Origin of the sequence: Streptomyces sp. NPDC050703 (assembly GCF_040654435.1) — a bacterium.
Taxonomy (GTDB): Bacteria; Actinomycetota; Actinomycetes; order Streptomycetales; family Streptomycetaceae; genus Streptomyces.
Window position 1 is genome coordinate 19,791 of record NZ_JBFAHX010000039.1, and the last position, 18,697, is coordinate 38,487.

The 18,697-nt window shown below is 72.4% G+C and carries 15 protein-coding genes and 1 riboswitch; of the genes, 6 read left to right on the forward strand and 9 right to left on the reverse strand.

The annotated features are described in order from the left end of the window. Positions 1-36: 36 nt before the first annotated feature. Genes AB0I16_RS28395 through ribD form a run of 4 tightly spaced genes read right to left on the reverse strand, consistent with a single transcriptional unit; the run spans position 37 to position 3,656 of the window. Positions 37-1,335: a bifunctional 3,4-dihydroxy-2-butanone-4-phosphate synthase/GTP cyclohydrolase II gene (locus AB0I16_RS28395; RefSeq protein ID WP_363252451.1), complete on the reverse strand. Its 1,299-nt coding sequence runs from the start codon at positions 1,333-1,335 to the stop codon at positions 37-39. Continuing rightward, on the reverse strand, positions 1,332-1,931 hold the full coding sequence (locus tag AB0I16_RS28400; protein WP_363252486.1) for a nicotinamide mononucleotide transporter family protein: 600 nt from the start codon (positions 1,929-1,931) through the stop codon (positions 1,332-1,334). Before AB0I16_RS28400 ends, AB0I16_RS28395 begins: the two co-directional genes overlap by 4 nt. A 44-nt stretch (positions 1,932-1,975) precedes the next feature. Next, complete coding sequence (locus AB0I16_RS28405; RefSeq protein ID WP_363252452.1) at positions 1,976-2,596, reverse strand: riboflavin synthase; 621 nt, start codon at positions 2,594-2,596, stop codon at positions 1,976-1,978. Position 2,597: 1 nt separating this feature from the next. Next, a complete protein-coding gene (gene ribD / locus AB0I16_RS28410) occupies positions 2,598-3,656 on the reverse strand; it encodes a bifunctional diaminohydroxyphosphoribosylaminopyrimidine deaminase/5-amino-6-(5-phosphoribosylamino)uracil reductase RibD (protein ID WP_363252487.1) in 1,059 nt (352 codons plus the stop codon). Positions 3,657-3,895: 239 nt separating this feature from the next. Next, positions 3,896-4,026: riboswitch (FMN riboswitch) on the reverse strand. Between the two features lie 312 nt (positions 4,027-4,338). On the opposite strand from ribD, the gene AB0I16_RS28415 reads away from it, so the two are divergent. Further along, complete coding sequence (locus AB0I16_RS28415; protein ID WP_363252453.1) at positions 4,339-6,666, forward strand: chitinase C-terminal domain-containing protein; 2,328 nt, start codon at positions 4,339-4,341, stop codon at positions 6,664-6,666. Positions 6,667-6,732: 66 nt separating this feature from the next. On the opposite strand, the gene AB0I16_RS28420 is transcribed toward AB0I16_RS28415, so the two are convergent. Continuing rightward, a complete protein-coding gene (locus AB0I16_RS28420) occupies positions 6,733-7,887 on the reverse strand; it encodes an ROK family transcriptional regulator (protein ID WP_363252454.1) in 1,155 nt (384 codons plus the stop codon). A 97-nt stretch (positions 7,888-7,984) separates the two neighbouring features. Between AB0I16_RS28420 and AB0I16_RS28425 the strand changes: the two genes are divergently transcribed. From AB0I16_RS28425 to AB0I16_RS28440, 4 genes are all read left to right on the forward strand, one after another. Further along, positions 7,985-9,196, forward strand: a complete 1,212-nt coding sequence (locus AB0I16_RS28425) for an MFS transporter (RefSeq protein WP_363252455.1) — start codon at positions 7,985-7,987, stop codon at positions 9,194-9,196. 151 nt (positions 9,197-9,347) lie between these two features. Next, positions 9,348-10,760, forward strand: a complete 1,413-nt coding sequence (locus AB0I16_RS28430) for a solute carrier family 23 protein (protein WP_363252456.1) — start codon at positions 9,348-9,350, stop codon at positions 10,758-10,760. Between the two features lie 231 nt (positions 10,761-10,991). Then, a complete protein-coding gene (locus AB0I16_RS28435; RefSeq protein WP_363252457.1) occupies positions 10,992-12,239 on the forward strand; it encodes a Cmx/CmrA family chloramphenicol efflux MFS transporter in 1,248 nt (415 codons plus the stop codon). A 16-nt stretch (positions 12,240-12,255) separates the two neighbouring features. Beyond that, positions 12,256-12,960, forward strand: coding sequence for a DUF5995 family protein (locus AB0I16_RS28440; protein WP_363252458.1), 705 nt, complete (start codon positions 12,256-12,258; stop codon positions 12,958-12,960). A gap of 17 nt (positions 12,961-12,977) precedes the next feature. Here AB0I16_RS28440 and AB0I16_RS28445 read toward each other — a convergent pair whose 3' ends face one another. Next, positions 12,978-14,687: an NAD(P)/FAD-dependent oxidoreductase gene (locus tag AB0I16_RS28445; RefSeq protein ID WP_363252459.1), complete on the reverse strand. Its 1,710-nt coding sequence runs from the start codon at positions 14,685-14,687 to the stop codon at positions 12,978-12,980. Between the two features lie 59 nt (positions 14,688-14,746). Continuing rightward, positions 14,747-15,544 (reverse strand): carbon-nitrogen hydrolase family protein, encoded by a 798-nt coding sequence (locus AB0I16_RS28450; protein WP_363252460.1) that lies wholly within the window; start codon positions 15,542-15,544, stop codon positions 14,747-14,749. A gap of 333 nt (positions 15,545-15,877) precedes the next feature. Here AB0I16_RS28450 and AB0I16_RS28455 point away from each other — a divergent pair, with 333 nt between their 5' ends. Continuing rightward, positions 15,878-16,522, forward strand: a complete 645-nt coding sequence (locus tag AB0I16_RS28455; RefSeq protein WP_363252462.1) for a Repetin — start codon at positions 15,878-15,880, stop codon at positions 16,520-16,522. Between the two features lie 4 nt (positions 16,523-16,526). Here the strand turns inward: AB0I16_RS28455 and AB0I16_RS28460 are convergent, their stop codons facing one another. Both AB0I16_RS28460 and AB0I16_RS28465 read right to left on the reverse strand, forming a co-directional pair. After that, complete coding sequence (locus AB0I16_RS28460; RefSeq protein ID WP_363252463.1) at positions 16,527-16,982, reverse strand: Lrp/AsnC family transcriptional regulator; 456 nt, start codon at positions 16,980-16,982, stop codon at positions 16,527-16,529. Between the two features lie 10 nt (positions 16,983-16,992). Further along, the gene (locus AB0I16_RS28465; protein ID WP_363252464.1) at positions 16,993-18,462 is read right to left on the reverse strand and encodes an amino acid permease; all 1,470 of its coding nucleotides are present in this window, start codon (positions 18,460-18,462) and stop codon (positions 16,993-16,995) included. Between the last annotated feature and the right edge of the window lie 235 nt (positions 18,463-18,697).

Below are 18,697 nucleotides of genomic sequence, written 5' to 3' on the forward strand. Positions count from 1 at the left end.
TGGTCGATTCCGTGGTGTGTGTACGTTGCTCGCCGGTCACTGGCTGCCGCAAGCGGAGACGCCGGGGGCGTCGAGCCAGGGCAGGTCGTGGCCCATGCGGTCCCGCTTGGTGCGCAGGTAGCGCAGGTTGTGCTCGCCGGCCTTGACGGGCATGGGCTCGCGCCCGGTGACCTTCAGGCCGTGCCGCAGGACCGCGTCGGTCTTGTCGGGGTTGTTGGTCATCAGCCGGACGCCGCGCACGCCGAGGTCGGCGAGGATGCGGGCGCCCGCGCCGTAGTCCCTGGCGTCGGCGGGCAGGCCGAGCTCCAGGTTGGCGTCGAGGGTGTCGCTGCCGCGCTCCTGGAGTTCGTAGGCGCGCAGCTTGGAGAGCAGGCCGATGCCGCGCCCCTCGTGGCCGCGGAGGTAGACGACGACGCCGCGGCCCTCCGCGGTGACGCGCTCCATGGACGCCTGGAGCTGCGGTCCGCAGTCGCAGCGCAGGGAGTGGAAGACGTCGCCGGTCAGGCACTCGGAGTGCAGCCGCACCAGGACGTCCTCGCCGTCGCCGATGTCGCCGTGGACGAGGGCGACGTGCTCGACGCCGTCGACGGTGGAGCGGTAGCCGTACGCGGTGAAGTCGCCGAAGGCGGTGGGCAGCCGGACCTCGGCCTCACGGCGGACGGTGGGCTCCGAGGAGCGGCGGTAGGCGATCAGGTCCTCGATGGAGATGATCGTCAGGCCGTGCTTGCGGGCGAACGGGACGAGTTCCGGCAGGCGGAGCATCCTGCCGTCCTCGCCGGCGATCTCCACGATGGCCCCGGCGGGGCGCAGGCCCGCGAGGCGGGCGAGGTCGACGGCGGCCTCGGTGTGGCCGTCGCGGGCGAGGACGCCGCCGGGCCTGGCGCGCAGCGGGAAGATGTGGCCGGGCCGCACGAAGTCGTCGGCGCCGGCCTCGCCGCCCGCGAGGAGCCGGAGCGTGGCCGCGCGGTCGGCGGCGGAGATGCCGGTGCTCACGCCGTGCGCGGCCGAGGCGTCGACGGAGACGGTGAAGGCGGTGCTCATCGACTCGGTGTTGCGCTCGACCATCTGCGGGAGCCGCAGCCGGTCGAGTTCGTCGGCCTCCATGGGCGCGCAGATCAGGCCGCGGCACTCGCTCATCATGAAGGCGACGATCTCGGGGGTCGCCATCTCGGCGGCGACGACGAGGTCGCCCTCGTTCTCGCGGTCCTCGTCGTCGACGACCACGACGGGCCGGCCCGCGGCGATGTCGCGGACGGCCTGCTCGACGGGGTCGAGGGCGAGGGCCGGGTCGTCCTCGTCGTGGGCCGTGCTGTACCGAACGGGCGCCGTGCTCATGCCGGGGCTCCTTCCATGACGGGCCGGGAGGCCGCCGCGCGGGAGCGCAGCCACCAGTCGCGCATGCCCCAGAGGACGAGGGCGAGGTAGATGACGTAGACGAGGCCGGAGAAGGCCAGGCCGCTGCTGAAGGCGAGCGGCACGCCGACGACGTCGACGAGCAGCCAGGCGAACCAGAACTCGACGAGGCCGCGGGCCTGGGCGACCATCGCGGCGAGCGTGCCGACGAAGATGTAGGCGTCGGGCCAGGGGTTCCAGGACAGGTCGGGTACGGCGCTGAAGAGGGCGCCGACCGCGAGCGTGCCGACGGCGGTGCCGCCGAGCAGGACGCCCCGCTCCCTCCAGGTGGCGAACCGGATGGCGATGGAGCCGTCCTGCGCCTGCTGCCTGCCGCGCGTCCACTGCCGCCAGCCCCACACCGCGACGCCGATGACGAGGAGCTGCTTGCCGACGCCGCCGGAGAGCTGCGCGGAGGCGTACGCGGCGACGAGGATGACGCCGGAGAGGAGCTGGGCGGGCCAGGTCCATATGGAGCGCCGCCAGCCGAGGGCGAGGGCGACGAGACCGACGGTGTTGCCGATCATGTCGGACCACATGATGTGCTGACCGAAGGCGGTGAACGCCTCGGAGTTGAGCCAGTTCACTGGGTGGCCTCCTGACCCGGGGCGTGGGCGCGGTCGCCGAGGAGGCGCTCCACGTACTTGGCGATGACGTCGACTTCGAGGTTGACCTGGTCGCCGGGCCGCTTGATGCCGAGCGTGGTCAGCGCGAGGGTGGTGGGGATGAGGCTGATGGTGAAGAAGTCGGGGCCCGCCTCGACCACGGTCAGGCTGACGCCGTCGACGGTGATGGAGCCCTTCTCCACGACGTAGCGCGCGAGTCCGGCGGGGAGGGAGATCCTGACGATCTCCCAGTTCTCGGACGGCTCGCGCCCGATGATCTCGCCGGTGCCGTCGACGTGGCCCTGCACGATGTGTCCGCCGAGGCGCGCCCCGACGGCGGTGGGGCGCTCCAGGTTGACGCGGGAGCCGACCGTGAGCGCGCCGAGACAGGAGCGGTCGAGGGTCTCCGCCATGACGTCGGCGGTGAACTCCTCGCCCTCGTGCTCCACGACCGTCAGGCAGACGCCGTTGACCGCGATGGAGTCGCCGTGCCCGGCGCCCTCGGTGACCACGGGGCCGCGCAGGCGGAACCGGGAGGCGTCGGGAAGGTTCTCGACGGCGGTGATCTCGCCCAGCTCTTCGACGATTCCGGTGAACACGTCAGTGCTCCTTCGCTACGAGGGTCGCGGTGATCCGCAGGTCGGGTCCGAGGCGGCGGGTCTCGCTCACGTCGAGCCGCAACGCTTGGGTGAGGGTGGTGATTCCGCCGCCCGTGAGGGCGGCGGGGCCCGCGCCGAGCAGGACGGGGGCGAGGTAGCCGACGACGCGGTCGACGGCGCCCGCGGCGACGAAGGCCCCGGCGAGCGTCGGGCCGCCTTCGAGGAGCACGGACCGCACCCCGCGCGTGTGCAGCGCGTCGAGCAGGGCGGGGACGTCGAGGCCGCCGCCCTCGGCGCGCGGCAGCCGTACGGTCTCAGCGTCGACGGCCGGCGTGACGTCGTCGGCGACGGCGATCAGGGTCGGCGCCGCGTCGTCGAGGATGCGGGCGCCGGGCGTGACGGCGGTGCCGCTGGTGTCGACGACGACCCGCAGCGGCTGGACGGCGCCCTCCACCCCGCGTACGGCGAGGTGCGGGTCGTCGGCGCGCTGGGTGCCGGAGCCGACGACCACGGCGTCGCACTCGGCGCGCAGCCGGTGGACGTCGGCGCGGGCCTCCGCGGAGGTGATCCAGCGGCTCGTGCCGTCGGCGGCGGCGACGCGGCCGTCGAGGGTGGCGGCGTACTTCCAGGTGACGTGGGGGCGGCCGAGGCGCACGGAGGTCAGCCAGGCGGCGTTCACCTCGGCGGCCTCGGCCTCGCACAGGCCCTGCTCGACACGGATGCCTGCGTCACGGAGGGTCTGGGCGCCGCCGGTGGCCTCGGGGGTCGGGTCGCTGACCGCGTAGACGACGCGGGCGACGCCGGCCTCGATGAGCGCCTGCGCGCACGGGCCCGTGCGGCCGGTGTGGTTGCAGGGTTCGAGGGTGACGAGGGCGGTGCCGCCGCGGGCCCGTCCGCCGGCCGCGCGCAGGGCGTTGACCTCGGCGTGCGGGCCTCCCGCGCGCTGGTGCCAGCCCTCGCCCGCGACCTCGCCGGAGGCGTCGAGGACGACGCAGCCGACGACGGGGTTGGGGCTCGTGGCTCCGAGGCCGAGCGCTGAGAGCGCGAGCGCGCGCCGCATGGCGGCTTCTTCGGCTGCGGCGGTGGCCACCGGGTCCTCCTGCCTCTTCGGGCACGGACTCCGGGGCTGTCGAAAGACGACACGTACGGGCGAAGGCACCTGTGGCGACGCCGACGCCGATGACACCTGCTCCCGGGATCGCCCGGGCACCGGCTCCCGGAATTAACCCGAGAACCGCCCCCGGCCTCGTACGAGGCCAGGAACAAGCAACTACGGCGGCGCGCAAGGATGCCCGCCCGCCGCGCACTGCCTCCCATCCGGACTTTCACCGTCGGTCCAGGAATTTCACCTGGTCAACCGGCCGCTGGAGGCGGCCGGGTCGCGGACTGTAACCGCCGGTTCGGAATTACACCGACCCCGGAGTGCGCTGCTTCTGGTACGAGGCCAGTGTGCCACGTCTGATCGCCGCCCCGCCGGGCGGCGGCCTGTGGGCTGACTCACAGGCCGTGCGGGCGCGCGGCCCGCGCGCTCCGGCCGCGGCGCGAGCGGCTGGAGGCATGCGCCCCCACCGTACGACTTTGGTCCAGACCTATTGACGCTGTGGTCTAGTCCTCTTAATCTCTGCGTCACCTCCGAGGAGCGGGAGCCGACGGTGTGCGCACACCGGGCCCCGGCACGTTTCACGTCATCGCCCGTGTGTTCCGCCCCGTTCGTGTACCGCCCCCGCACCTGGAGGTTCCCCTTGCCGTCCCTCACCCGCGCGAGACCCACTCTGCTCGCGACCGGCGCCGCCGTCGGCGGACTGCTGCTCGGCCTGGTCTCCGGCGGCGCCTCGCACGCCGCCGACGACGCGTCCTGCCGCCCCGACGGCCTGTACAAGACCCCGGGCGTCGACGTCCCGTACTGCTCCGTCTACGACGGCGAGGGACGGGAGAAGATGGGCGCCGACCACCAGCGGCGCGTCATCGGCTACTTCACCGGCTGGCGCACGGGCAAGAACGGCGAGCCCGCCTATCTCGCCCCCGACATCCCGTGGGACAAGGTCACCCACGTCAACTACGCCTTCGCGCACGTCGGCAAGGACAACAAGGTCTCCGTCGGCGCCGACGGCGAGAAGAACGCCGCCACCGGGATGACCTGGCCGGGCGTCGCGGGCGCCGAGATGGACCCGTCGCTGCCCTACAAGGGCCACTTCAACCTGCTGAACAAGTTCAAGAAGAAGCACCCGGACGTCAAGACGCTGATCTCCGTGGGCGGCTGGGCCGAGACCGGCGGCTACTTCGGCGAGGACGGCAAGCGCGTCGGCTCCGGCGGCTTCTACTCGATGGCGACCAACGCCGACGGCTCGGTGAACCAGGCGGGCATCGACACCTTCGCGGACTCCGCCGTCGCCTTCATCAAGAAGTACGGCTTCAACGGCGTCGACATCGACTACGAGTACCCGACCTCGATGAAGGACGCGGGCCACCCCGCCGACTTCCCGATCTCCAACGCCCGGCGCGGCGGCCTGGTCAAGGGCTACGCGGCGCTGATGAAGAGCCTGCGCGAGAAGCTCGACAAGGCGGGCGCGGCCGACGGCAAGCACTACATGCTCACCGTGGCGGCCCCCTCCTCCGGCTATCTGCTGCGCGGCATGGAGACCTTCCAGGTCCAGAAGTACCTGGACTACGTCAACATCATGTCGTACGACCTGCACGGCGCCTGGAACGAGTACGTCGGCCCCAACGCCTCGCTCTTCGACGACGGCAAGGACGCCGAGCTCGCGGCGGCGAACGTCTACGGCAGCCAGCAGTACGGCGGCATCGGCTACCTGAACACCGACTGGGCCTACCACTACTTCCGCGGCTCGATGCCGGCGGGCCGCATCAACATCGGCCTGCCGTACTACACGCGCGGCCACAAGAACGTGCAGGGCGGCACCGACGGACTCTGGGGCAAGGCGGCGGCGAGCAGCTGCCCCGCCGGTTCCGGCCTGACCAAGTGCGGTGACGGCGCGGTCGGCATCGACAACCTCTGGCACGACAAGGACGACAACGGCAAGGAGTCCCCGGCGGGCTCCAACCCGATGTGGCACGCGAAGAACCTGGAGAAGGGGATCGTCGGCGACTACGTCACCAAGTACGGCTTCCCCGCGGACACCAAGCTGACCGGCACCTACGCGCGCAAGTACGACGCGAAGCTGGTCGCCCCGTGGCTGTGGAACGCCGAGAAGAAGGTCTTCCTCTCCACCGAGGACGAGACGTCGGTGGCCGAGAAGGCCGACTACGTGGTCGACCGCGGCATCGGCGGCACCATGGTCTGGGAGATGGCGGGCGACTACCGCTGGAACGCGGCCAAGGGCCAGTACGAGATCGGCGACACGCTCACCTCGCTGATGTACGACAAGTTCAAGACCGCCAAGCCCTACGGCGCGAAGGTCTCGAACAAGGAGCTGCCCACCAAGGCGGTGGACATCGGCGTCGAGTTCGGCGACTTCAAGCTCGGCGACTCCAACTACCCGATCACCCCGAAGGTGAAGATCACCAACAACACGAAGACGACGCTGCCCGGCGGCACGGAGTTCCAGTTCGACTACTCGACCTCGGCCCCCGGCAACGCCTCGGACCAGTCCGGCTTCGGCACCAAGGTGATCAGCAGCGACCACACCGGCAGCAACGTCGGCGGCCTGAAGGGCGACTTCCACCGCGTCTCGCTGAAGCTGCCGGCCTGGCAGACGCTCGCGCCCGGCGCCTCGGTGGACCTCTCCTTCAACTACTACCTGCCGACGTCCACGCCGTGGAACTGGACCGTCGAGATCGGCGGCACGAAGTACGCGCTCGCCGGTGACCTGGCGCGCGGCACCACGCTGGTCGAGCCCGGCACGGGCGGCCCCGGCCCGACCGACCCGCCGGGGCCGACGGACCCGCCCGGCACCTGCACCGCCCCGGCGTGGAGCGCGTCGGCCGAGTACGGCTCGGGCAAGACGGTCTCCCACAAGTCCCACACCTGGAAGGCCAAGTGGTGGACGAAGGGCGACGAGCCCGGCGCCGGCGGCGAGTGGGGCGTCTGGCAGGACCTCGGCGCCTGCTGAACCGCTGACCGCCGCTCACGCCCACCGGCCCGCCCCGGTGGGTGTGAGCGGCTTTCGCGCGCCCGTTCAGACCCCCGGCCCGAACAGCTCGTCCTGGGCCGCGTCCCGTGCGGCGAGCAGCGCGCCCCGCAGGACCGCCGAGCCGCCGAGGGTGCTCGCGCGCACCTCCGTGCGCAGCGGGGACATGGCCGTGACGCGGTCCTCCACCCGGGCGGCTAGCGCGGCGCCGCCCGCGCGGCCCACCTCGCCGCCGAGGACGACACACCCGGGGTCGAGGATCGCCGCCATGGCGGCGGCGCCCACGGCGACGCGGTCCGCGACGGCGTCCAGGAAGGCGCCGTCGGCGCTCTCCACCGCGTGCCGCACGAGGTCGGACGCGGACGTCCCCGCGGCCGTGAGCCCGTGCTCCGCGCCCAGGCGCAGCAGCGCCGCGGCGCAGACCAGCGAGTGGAAGCCGCCCTCGCAGCCGGTGGCCGAGGGCAGGCCGCCCGTGCCGGGCACCGGCAGGAAGCCGATCTCCCCCGTACCGCCCGACGCGCCCCTGCGCAGCGTGCCGTCGAGCACGACGGCGGCCCCCACGCCGTCCCCGAGCCAGAGCAGCACGAACGTGTCCGTGCCGTGCGCGGCGCCGTCCCGCTGTTCGGCGCGGGCCGCCAGGTTCGTCTCGTTCTCCACCAGGACGCGGGCGCCCAGCCGCTCCTGGAGGGCGCCCGCCAGCGCGCGGTGCCAGGCGGGCAGGGACGTGGTGTCGTGCAGGTCGCCCGTGGCGGGGTCGATGAGGCCCGGCGCGCCGACGCCGACCGTGTGCAGCCGCTGGACGCCGCCGCCGGCCGCGGTGTCGGCGACGAGGCCGAGGGCGCGCTCCAGGGCGGCGTCCGTGTCGCCGCCGACGGGCGCGGACGCCTCGGCGAGGACCGCGCCGAGCAGGTCCGTGACGACGACGGAGACGCTGTCCGTGCGGACGTCGAGCGCGGCGAGGTGGGCCCGGTCCGCGACGATCCCGTACAGCCGTGCGTTGGGCCCGCGCCGCTGGGCACCCGCCTCGCCCACGACGGTGATGAGCCCGGAGCCCTGGAGCCGTTCGACGAGATCGGCCACGGAGGGCCTGGAGAGTCCGGTGAGCTGCTTCAACTGGTTGGCCGTGAGGGGGCCTTCGCTCTGCAGGAGGCCCAGCGCGAGCCGGTCGTTGATGGCCCGAGCGGTACTCGGTGAGGCAGGCATGCCGGAATCCTTCCACACGGCGCTTCTATTTATCAGGCAGGGTTCCTGATAGTTTACGTCGCCGTATCGGGACAGTCCTCGGGAGGGGCGGAACGGGATGAGTGAAGTGGTCTTCGACAAGGCACGGCTGCGGCGCGCGCGGATCGCCGTGGCGGCCGTGTTCTGCGTGCACGGCGCGGTCACCGGTTCCTTCGCGACCCGGGTGCCCTGGATCCAGGAGCACGCGTCGGTCAGCGCGGGCATGCTCGGCCTCGCGCTCGCCTTCCCCGCGATCGGCGCCTCCGTGGCGATGCCGCTCGCGAGCAGCGTCAGCCACCGCTTCGGCGCGCGCACCGCGCTGCGCGGCCTGCTCGCGATGTGGACGCTGTCCCTGATCCTGCCCTCGCTCGCCCCCAACCTGCTCACGCTCTGCCTGGCGCTCTTCGTGTACGGCGCCTCGTCCGGCATGTCGGACGTGGTGATGAACGCCCTCGGCGTCGAGACCGAGACCCGTATCGGCAAGTCGATCATGTCGGGCCTGCACGGCATGTGGAGCGTCGGCGCCCTGATCGGCTCGGCGGCCGGCACGGTCGCCGCCCACCTCGGCTCCGACGCCCGGCTGCACCACGCCCTCGCCGCCGCCGCGCTCACCGCGCTCGGCCTCGCGGCCTGCCAGGGCGTGCTCGACGTCCAGGCGGAGCCCGAGGAGGAGGCGCCGCCGCGGTTCTCGCTGCCGCCGAAGTCCGCGCTGCTCATCGGCGCGGTCGGCTTCTGCGCGGTCTTCGCCGAGGGCGCGAGCCTGGACTGGTCGGCGGTCTACCTGCGGGACGTCCTCGACACGTCCGCGGGTGTCGCCGCCGCGTCGACCACCGGCTTCACGCTCACCATGGCGATCGCGCGGCTCGCGGGCGACGCCGTGGTCGACCGGTTCGGCGCGGTGCGCACGGTGCGCGCGGGCGGCGTCCTCGCGGTGCTCGGCGGGCTGCTCGTGGTCCTCGCCTCGCACCCGCTGATGGCCATGGCCGGTTTCGCGCTGCTCGGCCTCGGCATCGCGGTCGTGGTCCCGCTGGCCTTCGCCGCGGCCGGACGCAGCGGCCCCAACCCCAGCCAGGCCATCGCGGGCGTCGCCACGATCACGTACACCTCGGGACTGATCGCGCCGTCGGCGATCGGGACGCTGGCGGACGCCACGAGCCTCGTGACCTCCTTCGGCCTGGTGACGCTGCTCGCCTGCGGCCTCGTGGTCTTCGCGAACGTGCTGCGCACGGACGGCCGCAAGGCGGCGCAGGGCTCGGCGGCGGACGCGACGGTGCCCGGCCACAAGCCCTGATCCGCTCCCCCGAGGGCCGCCCGGGGACGGACCGGGGAGCGGGCCGGGGAGCGGACCGGGGAGAAGTCGCACTTGCGTCGCATTAACATGGCGTCGATCATTTCGGGCCACGCGACACGGCCCGCTCAGCGCACAGAAAGCGACACTCACCATGGATCTCGGCGTGCGCTGGAAAGTCCACGGCGACGGCCGTTCCCCCGCCCCGGGCGCCGTCGTACGGCCCGACGAGCGCCTCTCGTGGCCGCGGACCTTCGGGCTCGGCGCCCAGCACGTGGTGGCCATGTTCGGCGCCTCGTTCGTGGCACCCGTCCTGATGGGTCTCGACCCGAACCTCGCCATCATGATGTCGGGCGTCGCGACCGCCATCTTCCTGCTCGCGACGCGCGGCCGGGTCCCCAGCTACCTGGGCTGCTCGCTCTCCTTCGTCGGCGTCGCCGCCGTGATCCGGGCGCAGGGCGGCTCCAGCGCGACCGTGACCGGCGCGGTCCTCGTGGTCGGCGCCGCGCTGTTCCTGGTGGGCGTAGCCGTGCAGAAGTTCGGCGCGCGGATCATCCACGCGGCGATGCCGCCGATCGTGACCGGTGCGGTCGTCATGCTGATCGGCTTCAACCTGGCGCCGGTCACCGCCTCGACCTACTGGCCGCAGGACCAGTGGACGGCGCTCCTGGTGATGCTCTTCACCGGATTGGCCGTGGTGTGCCTGCGCGGTTTCTGGTCGCGCGTCGCGATCTTCCTCGGCCTGATCTTCGGCTATGGGATCTCCTGGGTCTTCGACCAGGTCTTCGGCAAGATCCACTCGGCGGACGCCTCGGGCAAGGTCGTCGACCACTGGCGCCTGGACCTGTCCGCCGTCGGCAAGGCCGACTGGATCGGCCTGCCCTCCTTCCACGCGCCGAGCTTCGAGTGGTCCGCGATCCTCGTGGCGCTGCCCGTCGTCATCGCCCTGGTCGCGGAGAACGCGGGGCACGTCAAGGCCGTCGGCGAGATGACCGGCGACAACCTCGACGACAAGCTGGGCACCGCGATCTCCGCCGACGGCGCCGCCTCCGTGCTCTCCACCGCCGTCGGCGGCCCGCCCAACACGACGTACTCCGAGAACATCGGCGTGATGGCGGCGACCCGCGTCTACTCCACGGCCGCGTACTGGGCCGCCGCCTGCTTCGCGCTGCTCTTCGGGCTCTGCCCCAAGTTCGGCGCCGTCGTCGCCGCCATCCCCGGCGGTGTGCTCGGCGGCATCACCGTCATCCTGTACGGAATGATCGGCCTGCTCGGCGCGCAGATCTGGATCAACGCCAAGGTCGACCTGCGCAATCCGCTGAACCTCGTCCCCGCCGCCGCGGGCATCATCATCGGCGTCGGCGGCGTCTCGCTGAAGTTCACCGACAACTTCGAGCTGAGCGGCATCGCCCTCGGCACCATCGTGGTCATCACCGGCTACCACGTGCTGCGCGCCTTCGCCCCGCCGCACCTGAAGTCGCAGGAGCCGCTGCTGGACGCGGGCACCTCCACGTACGACGAGAAGGCGGGCTCCGACGGCGCCGACGGCGCGGGCGCCAAGCGCTGAGCGGCGGATACCCGCTGGACGCGGTGCGCGGCCCCGGTTAGGGTTGCGCACCATGTCGAGCCCCGAGGCGTCAAGACTCCGGCCACCGGTCGTCCGGTGGCTTCCCGTGCTGTCGCGCTGACGCTCCGCCGCCCTCCGAGCGGCCGTCCGCGACCCCTGGCACCGCCACCACCGGATCACCGCCCCGTGCCCTGATCCCCTTGCTGCACCTCGTGGTTGCGGAGTCCCGCTGTGCCCTTTGCCATCTACCTGCTCGGCCTTGCCGTCTTCGCGCAAGGCACCTCCGAATTCATGCTGTCAGGACTGGTCTCCGGCATCGCCGGGGACCTCGGCGTCTCCATTCCGGCCGCAGGCCATCTGACCTCGGCGTTCGCCGTGGGCATGGTGGTCGGGGCGCCGCTGATGGCCGTCCTGAGCCGTCGTTTCCCGCGTCGGCGCGCCCTGCTGGCCTTCCTCGTCGCCTTCCTCGCCGCGCATGTGGCCGGCGCGCTCACGACGAGCTTCGCCGTGCTGCTCCTGACCCGCGTCGTCGGCGCGCTCGCCAACGCCGGGTTCCTCGCGGTCGCCCTCGTCACCGCCGCCGGCCTGGCCGGGCCGGACGCCAAGGGGCGCGCGACCTCCGCGCTGCTCGGCGGCGTGACCGTCGCGTGCGTCGCCGGCGTGCCCGCCGGTGCCCTGCTCGGCGAGGTCTGGGGCTGGCGGTCGGCGTTCTGGGCCGTGGCGCTGCTCTCCCTGCCCGCGCTGGTCGCCATCGCCAGGGCGGTGCCCGCGGGCGCCCCCGACACCGCGGCCCCGCACCCCGCCGGACAGGAAGACGCGGGGCCGAACCTCCTCGGTGAGCTGCGCGCGCTGCGCTCGCCGCGGCTCCGGCTGACCCTGCTGCTCGGCGCGCTGGTCAACGGCGCGACCTTCTGCACGTTCACCTACCTGGCACCGCTGGTCACCGAGGTCACCGGGCTCGGCTCCGGCTGGGTCCCCGCGGTCCTCGCGCTCTTCGGCACCGGCTCGTTCGCCGGGGTGAGCCTGGCGGGGCGCGTCGCCGACGCACGGCCCCTGCCGCTCCTCGCGGGCGGCTCGTGCGCGCTGCTCGGCGCCCTGGCCCTGCTCGCGGTGAGCGCCACGCACCCGGCGGCGGTGGCGGTCCTCGTCCTGCTGCTCGGCGCCCTGTCGTTCGGCGTCGGCGCCACGCTGATCTCGCAGGTGCTCTACGCGGCGAGCGGCGCCCCCACCCTCGCGGGCGGCTTCGCCACGGCCGCGTTCAACGTGGGCGCCGCGTTCGGCCCCTGGTGCGGCGGCCTCGCCCTCTCCGCGGGGCTCGGTCATCGCGCCCCGCTCTGGGTCAGCGCCCTGCTCGTCGGCGTCGCGCTGGCCGTCGGGGGCACGGCATACGCCCGGCGGCGGAGGGGCGGGGCCCCCGCGCCTGCCGTTCCCTCGTTTCGGGGAAGCGGACGGTGCGCCCGCACCCCGCCCCGGCCGTAGCTGGGACCCTGCCGCCATGGCGCCTTTGGAGCGGTTCGCGGAGAGCAGGACCCCGGCGCACGGGGTCGGCGGCGTGGTGGCACGGATGCGTGCGCTGGGCGACGGATGGCCGCCGCGGGACGGCGTGGCCGTCTTCAACCGGGTCTATCTGTCGGTCACCGAGGAGGTCGGCAGACGGCTCGGCACCGGCACCTTCCCCGACGCGCGCAGCGCCGCCACGCTGGGCGTCCGGTTCGCCGAGCGCTATCTCACGGCCGTCGAGCCCGGCCCCGACGGGCTCCGCGTGCCCGCCTGCTGGCGCCCGCTCCTGCAGTACCGCCGCCATCCCGGCGTGCGTCCGCTGCAGTTCGCGCTAGCCGGCATCAACGCGCACATCGGCCACGACCTGGCGCTGGCCCTGGTGGACTCCTGCCACGCGCTGGGCTGCGAACCGGCCGACCTGGAGGACGAGTTCGACGCCGTCGGCGACATCCTCGTCGCCCTTGAGGAGCGCATCCGCGAGGAGCTGATGCCGGGGCCCGACCTGCTCCAGATCGGCGATCCGCTGACGCACCTGGCCAATTCCTGGAGCCTGGAGCGGGCCAGGGACGGCGCGTGGGCGACGGCGCGCGCCCTGTGGGCGCTGCGCCATCTGCCCGGCGTCGCAGCGGAGTTCGGGGAGCGGCTCGACGGGGCGGTGGGCCTCGTGGGCCGCGTCCTGCTCACCCCGCTGCCGGACTGAACCGGTCCCCGCGGGGATCAGTCCTCCGGCAGTTCCACCGGCGCGATCTCGTCGTACAGGTCGCCCGGGCCCGGGTTGGTCGGGTCCGTGGCGCCGCCGAGCTGGTGCATCACGCCCCAGACCGCGTTCAGCGCGGTCTGGACGGCGCCCTCGGCCCAGCCGGCCGTCCAGGAGATGTCGTCGCCCGCGAGGAAGATGCCGCGCTTGTCCTCGGGGAGCCTGTCCTGCATGAAGTGGGTGAACAGGCGCCGCTGGTAGCGGTAGTGGCCCGGCAGGTTCGCCTTGAAGGCGCCCATGAAGTAGGGCTCGTTCTCCCAGGACACGGTCACCGGGTTGCCGATGATGTGCTTCCTGATGTCGACCTTCGGGTAGATCTCGCCGAGCGACTTGAGCATGACCTCCATGCGCTCGTTCGCCGTGAGCGGCAGCCACTTCAGGCTGTCGTCGCACCAGGTGTAGGAGAGGCAGATGACGGCGGGCTTGTCCGGGCCGTCGTCGAGCAGGTAGGTGCCGCGCGTCATGCGGTCGGTGAGCGTCATCGACATCACGTCACGGCCGGTCGGGTTCCCCTTGTCGTCGACGGCCTTGTCCAGCCAGAACGGCCGGTCCACCGGCACGAAGAGCTTCGAGCTCTCCATGTAGTGGGTCCGCTCCATCGCCGTCCAGTGGTCGATGGGGAACAGCGAGTCGTCGCACTCGATCTTCGAGAGCAGCAGCCAGGACTGGGCGGTGAAGATCGCCGCCTGGTAGGTGCGGATGTCGCCCGAGGCGTCCGTGACGGTGACGCGGTTGCCCGCGGTGCGGTGCAGCCGGGTCACGGCCGGCCGCGGCTCGCCCGCCTCGTGCAGCGAGCTGAGGGAGGTGCCCGCCGGCCAGTGCACGATCTTCTGCGGCTCGCGCTCCCACAGGCGCAGCGGGAGCTGCTGGCTGCCGCCGACGATGCCGCGGTGGTGGTCGTCGGCCTCGGTGTAGACGACGCGCAGGATCTCCAGGATGGAGTTGGGGAAGTCGGTGTCCCAGCCGCCGGTGCCGAAGCCGACCTGGCCGAAGATCTCGCGGTGCCGGAAGGACTTGAAGGCATCGGAGTCGCAGAGGAAGCCGTAGAAGGTCTGGTTGTCGAGCTTCTCGACGAGCTTCGACCAGATCTCGCGGATCTTCGGTACGTCGCGCTCGCGCAGCGCGCGGTTCATGTCGGAGAAGTCCGCGCCCTCCTCCAGGCAGTCGCTCCACGCCTTCGCCACGTCGCGGTAGACCTGCGGCAGGTCGGCGACGGTCTCCGCGTAGTGCGACTCGCCCTTGAGGTCGACGACCGTGGAGGGCGTCGACTCGGCGAGGGGGTTGGGGAACGGCTGGGTGGTGAGGCCCACCAGGTCGATGTAGTGCTGGAGCGCGGTCGAGGACGGCGGGAACCGCATGGCGCCCATCTCGGCGGTCAGCGACGGGTCGCAGCCCTCGAAGCCGACGGTGCGCAGCCGGCCGCCGATCTGGTCGGCCTCGTAGACGACGGGCTTGAGGCCCATCTTCATCAGCTCGTACGCGGCGACGACGCCGGAGAGCCCGCCGCCGATGACGGCGACCTCGGTGCCGTGCTCGGTCGCGGGTATCTGGCCGAGCCCCGCCGGGTGCGCGAGGAAGTCGTCGTACGCGTACGGGAAGTCCGGGCCGAACATGGTGATCGGCGGCTGGGCGTCGGTGTGCTGGATGGCGGTGGGCACCGTGGACGTCATGGGGGTACGGACTCCTTGCGCGGACTGAACGAGGTGAGGGGGGGAGGGCGCGGGCGCGGTCAGGCGAGCGAGGCGTACAGCCCGGGGCGGCGGTCGCTCAGGTACGGGTTGGCCGCGCGGGACGCGCTCAGGAAGGCGGGGTCGACGTCGCCGACGACCAGCTCGGTGGCGCGGCCCGCGCGGGCGCGCGGCACGCCGTCGGGGCCCGCCAGCGTGGAGAGCCCGACGAACTCGAACTCGCCCTCCCGGCCGACCCGGTTGACGTAGGCGACGTACATCTGGTTCTCGAAGGCCCGCACCGGTACGACGGACTCGGCGACGAACTGGAAGGGGTGCATCTGCGCGGTCGGGACGGCCAGGAGGTCGGTGCCGGCCAGCGCGTGCGCCCGGACGTTCTCGGGAAACTCGACGTCGTAGCAGATCATGAGGCCCACGCGGACGCCGCCGAGGTCGGCCTGGACGACGGACTCGTCACCCGGGGTGAAGGCGCCGCGCTCGAAGTCGCCGAAGAGGTGGGTCTTGCGGTAGTTCGCGAGCGGCGTCCCGTCGGGGCCGATGAGCCGGGCGGAGTTGTAGACGGTGCCGCCGTCGCGCTCGGGGTAGCCGTAGACGACGCCGACCCCGTGCCGTGCCGCGATCCCCGCGATCGCGGTGGCGGACGCGCCGTCGGCGGGCTCGGCCAGGCGGGCCACGTCGTCGCCGATCGCGTACCCGGTGAGGAACAGCTCCGGCGCCATGAGCAGCCCCGCGCCCGCGGCGGCGGCGCGCTCCGCGGCCCCGTCGAGTTCCGCGAGGTTCGCGTCGACGGACCCGGGCTGCCCGGAGCTCTGGAGCAGGGCGGTGCGGAGCGCAGGCATGGCGAATCCTCGTGACGTGCGGAAGGGGCTTGTGGGGTCCGTTAGACGGTACGGTCGGCGGCCATATCCGGACAAGGCGCGAGTGTTGCGGGCAGTCGCACGATCCGTTGCGCGTGAGGGCGCCGAGGCGGCGATTCGTTGCGTGGCGGCCGGGCGGGGCGTGCGCCCCCGGTACCGGTGCCGTCCGCCTCCGGGCGTACGGCGTACGGGCCGGTCCCCGCCGCGCGGCGGAAGCGGGGTGCCGCCCGTGGCCCGACGCGGCGCGCACCCGTTCCGAGAGAGCGTGGTCCCACCCGGAGACACCGGGTGAACGCCTCGCAGACGGAGGGCCCCATGAACCGCACGACCACCGACCGCACCCGTACCGGTACGCGCGTCCGCCGCCCCGTCCGCGCCCTCGCCGTGGCCACGGCGCTGCTGCTGACCGCGGGGACCGCGGGCGTCGCGGTCGCGGCCGGTGGGGACGGTGCGGACGACGCGCGTCCGGCGGCCTCCGCGAGCGCGGGGAAGCGTGCGGCCGCCGCGCTGACCGGCTCGGCGAAGATGTACCGCAAGACCACCGAGGACGTCACGTTCACGTTCGACGCGCGTCTGGCCGCCGCGGACAACAAGCGCCCGGACAAGGCGACCGGCACCTTCGAGTTCGTCCACCTGGACAGGCCGGGCGGCGACGGCGGCTGGGCGAGGGGCCGCATCGACTGCCTGGTCACGGGCGGCAAGGTGGCCACGGCGACCGGCATCATCACCGAGACGAGCCCCGACGCCCGGATGCGTTCGCTCAGGGGCGGCCGCGTCGGCTTCAGCGTCCACGACCAGGGCAGGCACGACCGCGTCGGCTACAGCTGGGGAGCGACGGGCGGCCCGGACGGCACCAAGAAGCTGTCGAAGTGCAACAGCGTCGCCCCGTTCGAGAAGGTCAGGAAGGGCACGGGCGACTTCCGCGTCCTGCCGTGGAAGGTCCCGTACCCGACGGCCTGACGGGTCAGGCGGGCGACCCGGACGAATATCTCCGCATCAGGGGCGAGAGCACGAGCACGGACTTCGTCCGCTCCACGAACGGCTCGCCCGCGATCCGTTCGAGGACCCGCTCGAAGTGCCGCATGTCGGCGGCGAAGACCTGCACGATGGCGTCCGCGTCACCGGTCACGGTGGACGCGGACGCCACCTCGGGATAGCGCTCCAGGCCGCGCTTGATGGCCTCGGGCGAGGTGTTCCTGCGGCAGTACATCTCGATGAACCCCTCGGTCTCCCAGCCGAGGGCCGCCGGGTCCACCCGTACGGTGAACCCGGTGATGGCGCCCGTCGCCCGCAGCCTGTCCACGCGCCGCTTCACGGCGGGCGCGGAGAGGCCCACCAGCTGGCCGATGTCGGCGTAGGAGCGGCGGGCGTCCTCGGCGAGGGCGTGCACGATGCGTTCGTCGAGATCGTTCAGTCGCACGGCGGGTGGATCACTTCTCTGCTGTGGCCAGTCGGGAGCGGCGCATGCCGTACCCGAAGTAGAACACGAGGCCGACGGCCATCCAGACACCGAAGACGATCCAGGTCACGGAGTCGAGGCTGAACATGTTGTAGGCGCAGAAGCCGAAGCCGAGCACCGGGAAGAGCCAGCCGAGCGGGACACGGAAGGTGCGGGGCATGTCGGGGCGCGTCCTGCGCAGCACGATGACGGCGATGTTGACCAGGCCGAACGCGAAGAGCGTGCCGATGCTGGTGGCGTCGACGAGCTTGCCGAGCGGGATGACCGAGGCGAGGGCGCCGCAGAACAGGGACACGATGACCGTGTTCACGCGGGGCGTGCCGGTCTTCTTGCTGACCTTGCCGAACGCCTTGGGGACCAGGCCGTCGCGGGACATCGCGAAGAGCACCCGGGTCTGGCCGTACAGGACGGTGAGGACGACGGAGGCGATGGAGATCACGGCGCCGGCGGCGAGCAGCGTGCCGAAGAAGGACTGGCCGCTGACGTCGTTCATGATCGCGGCGAGCGTGGCCTCGGAGCCCTCGAAGTCCTTCCAGTTCCAGGCGCCGACGGCGACGGCGGCGACCAGGACGTAGAGGGCGGTGACGATGATCAGCGAGAGCATGATCGCGCGCGGCAGGTCGCGCTGCGGGTTCTTGGCCTCCTCACCGGCGGTGGAGGCGGCGTCGAAGCCGATGTAGGAGAAGAAGAGGCTCGCTCCTGCGGCGCTGACGCCCGCCATGCCGAGCGGCATGAAGTCGGAGTAGTTGCCGGACTTGAAGCCCATGAAGCCGATGGCGCAGAAGAGCACGAGCGCGGCGATCTTCACGATGACCATGATCGTGTTGGCGCGCGCCGACTCCTTGGCGCCGCCGAGCAGGAAGACCATGGCGAGGAGCACCACGAGCAGGCCCGGCAGGTTGATGATGGCGCCGTCGACCTCGCCGGGGGCCGCGGAGAGCGCGTCCGGGATCGTCACGCCGATGGTGCCGTCGAGCAGTTCGTTGAGGTACTCGCCCCAGCCGACGGCCACGGCGGCGACGGACACCCCGTACTCCAGGACCAGGCACCAGCCGCAGACCCAGGCGATCAGTTCGCCCATCGTTGCGTACGCATACGAGTAGGAGGAGCCCGCGACCGGTATGGAGCCGGCCAGCTCGGCGTACGAGAGGGCCGAGAAGAGGGCGGTGAGTCCGGCGATCACGAAGGACAGGGTCACGGCGGGCCCGGCCTTGGGGACGCTCTCGCCGAGGACGACGAAGATGCCGGTGCCGAGGGTGGCACCGATGCTGATCATGGTCAGCTGCCACATGCCGAGGGAGCGCCTGAGCGAGCCACCCTCGCCCTGACCGCCCTCCTCGACCAGGGCCTCAACCGGCTTGCGGCGCATCAAGCGGCCGCCGAGCCCGGTGGGTGCCCGCGGGCTCGGTGGGTTCTGCGGGGGTGCGCCTTGGTCGAGCACGCGCTGGCTCCTTCATCGCTGCCGGTCAGGCGGCGAGGACCCGTGGGACCCGCACCAGAGGTGGGGAACCGCCGAGCAGGCAGTCCCCGCCACTCACGTTCAGCGCCTGACTCTAAGGTCAGCGCCTTCCCGACCGTAATGCAGCAACCTTGCGCAGCGCCAGTCGATCATTGCGCACTTCCGTCATATGCGCCTCTTCGTTGCGCAGTCCGTTTCGTCCGTTGCGTGCGGGTGC

Excerpts from the sequence above, each read along its gene's own strand:
- AB0I16_RS28395 (WP_363252451.1), bottom strand. The coding sequence starts at position 1,335 with ATGAGCACGGCGCCCGTTCGGTACAGCACGGCCCACGACGAGGACGAC.
- AB0I16_RS28400 (WP_363252486.1), bottom strand. The coding sequence starts at position 1,931 with ATGTGGTCCGACATGATCGGCAACACCGTCGGTCTCGTCGCCCTCGCC.
- ribD (WP_363252487.1), bottom strand. The coding sequence starts at position 3,656 with ATGCGGCGCGCGCTCGCGCTCTCAGCGCTCGGCCTCGGAGCCACGAGC.
- AB0I16_RS28420 (WP_363252454.1), bottom strand. The coding sequence starts at position 7,887 with ATGCCTGCCTCACCGAGTACCGCTCGGGCCATCAACGACCGGCTCGCG.
- AB0I16_RS28425 (WP_363252455.1), top strand. The coding sequence starts at position 7,985 with ATGAGTGAAGTGGTCTTCGACAAGGCACGGCTGCGGCGCGCGCGGATC.
- AB0I16_RS28430 (WP_363252456.1), top strand. The coding sequence starts at position 9,348 with ATGGATCTCGGCGTGCGCTGGAAAGTCCACGGCGACGGCCGTTCCCCC.
- AB0I16_RS28440 (WP_363252458.1), top strand. The coding sequence starts at position 12,256 with ATGGCGCCTTTGGAGCGGTTCGCGGAGAGCAGGACCCCGGCGCACGGG.
- AB0I16_RS28445 (WP_363252459.1), bottom strand. The coding sequence starts at position 14,687 with ATGACGTCCACGGTGCCCACCGCCATCCAGCACACCGACGCCCAGCCG.
- AB0I16_RS28450 (WP_363252460.1), bottom strand. The coding sequence starts at position 15,544 with ATGCCTGCGCTCCGCACCGCCCTGCTCCAGAGCTCCGGGCAGCCCGGG.
- AB0I16_RS28455 (WP_363252462.1), top strand. The coding sequence starts at position 15,878 with ATGAACCGCACGACCACCGACCGCACCCGTACCGGTACGCGCGTCCGC.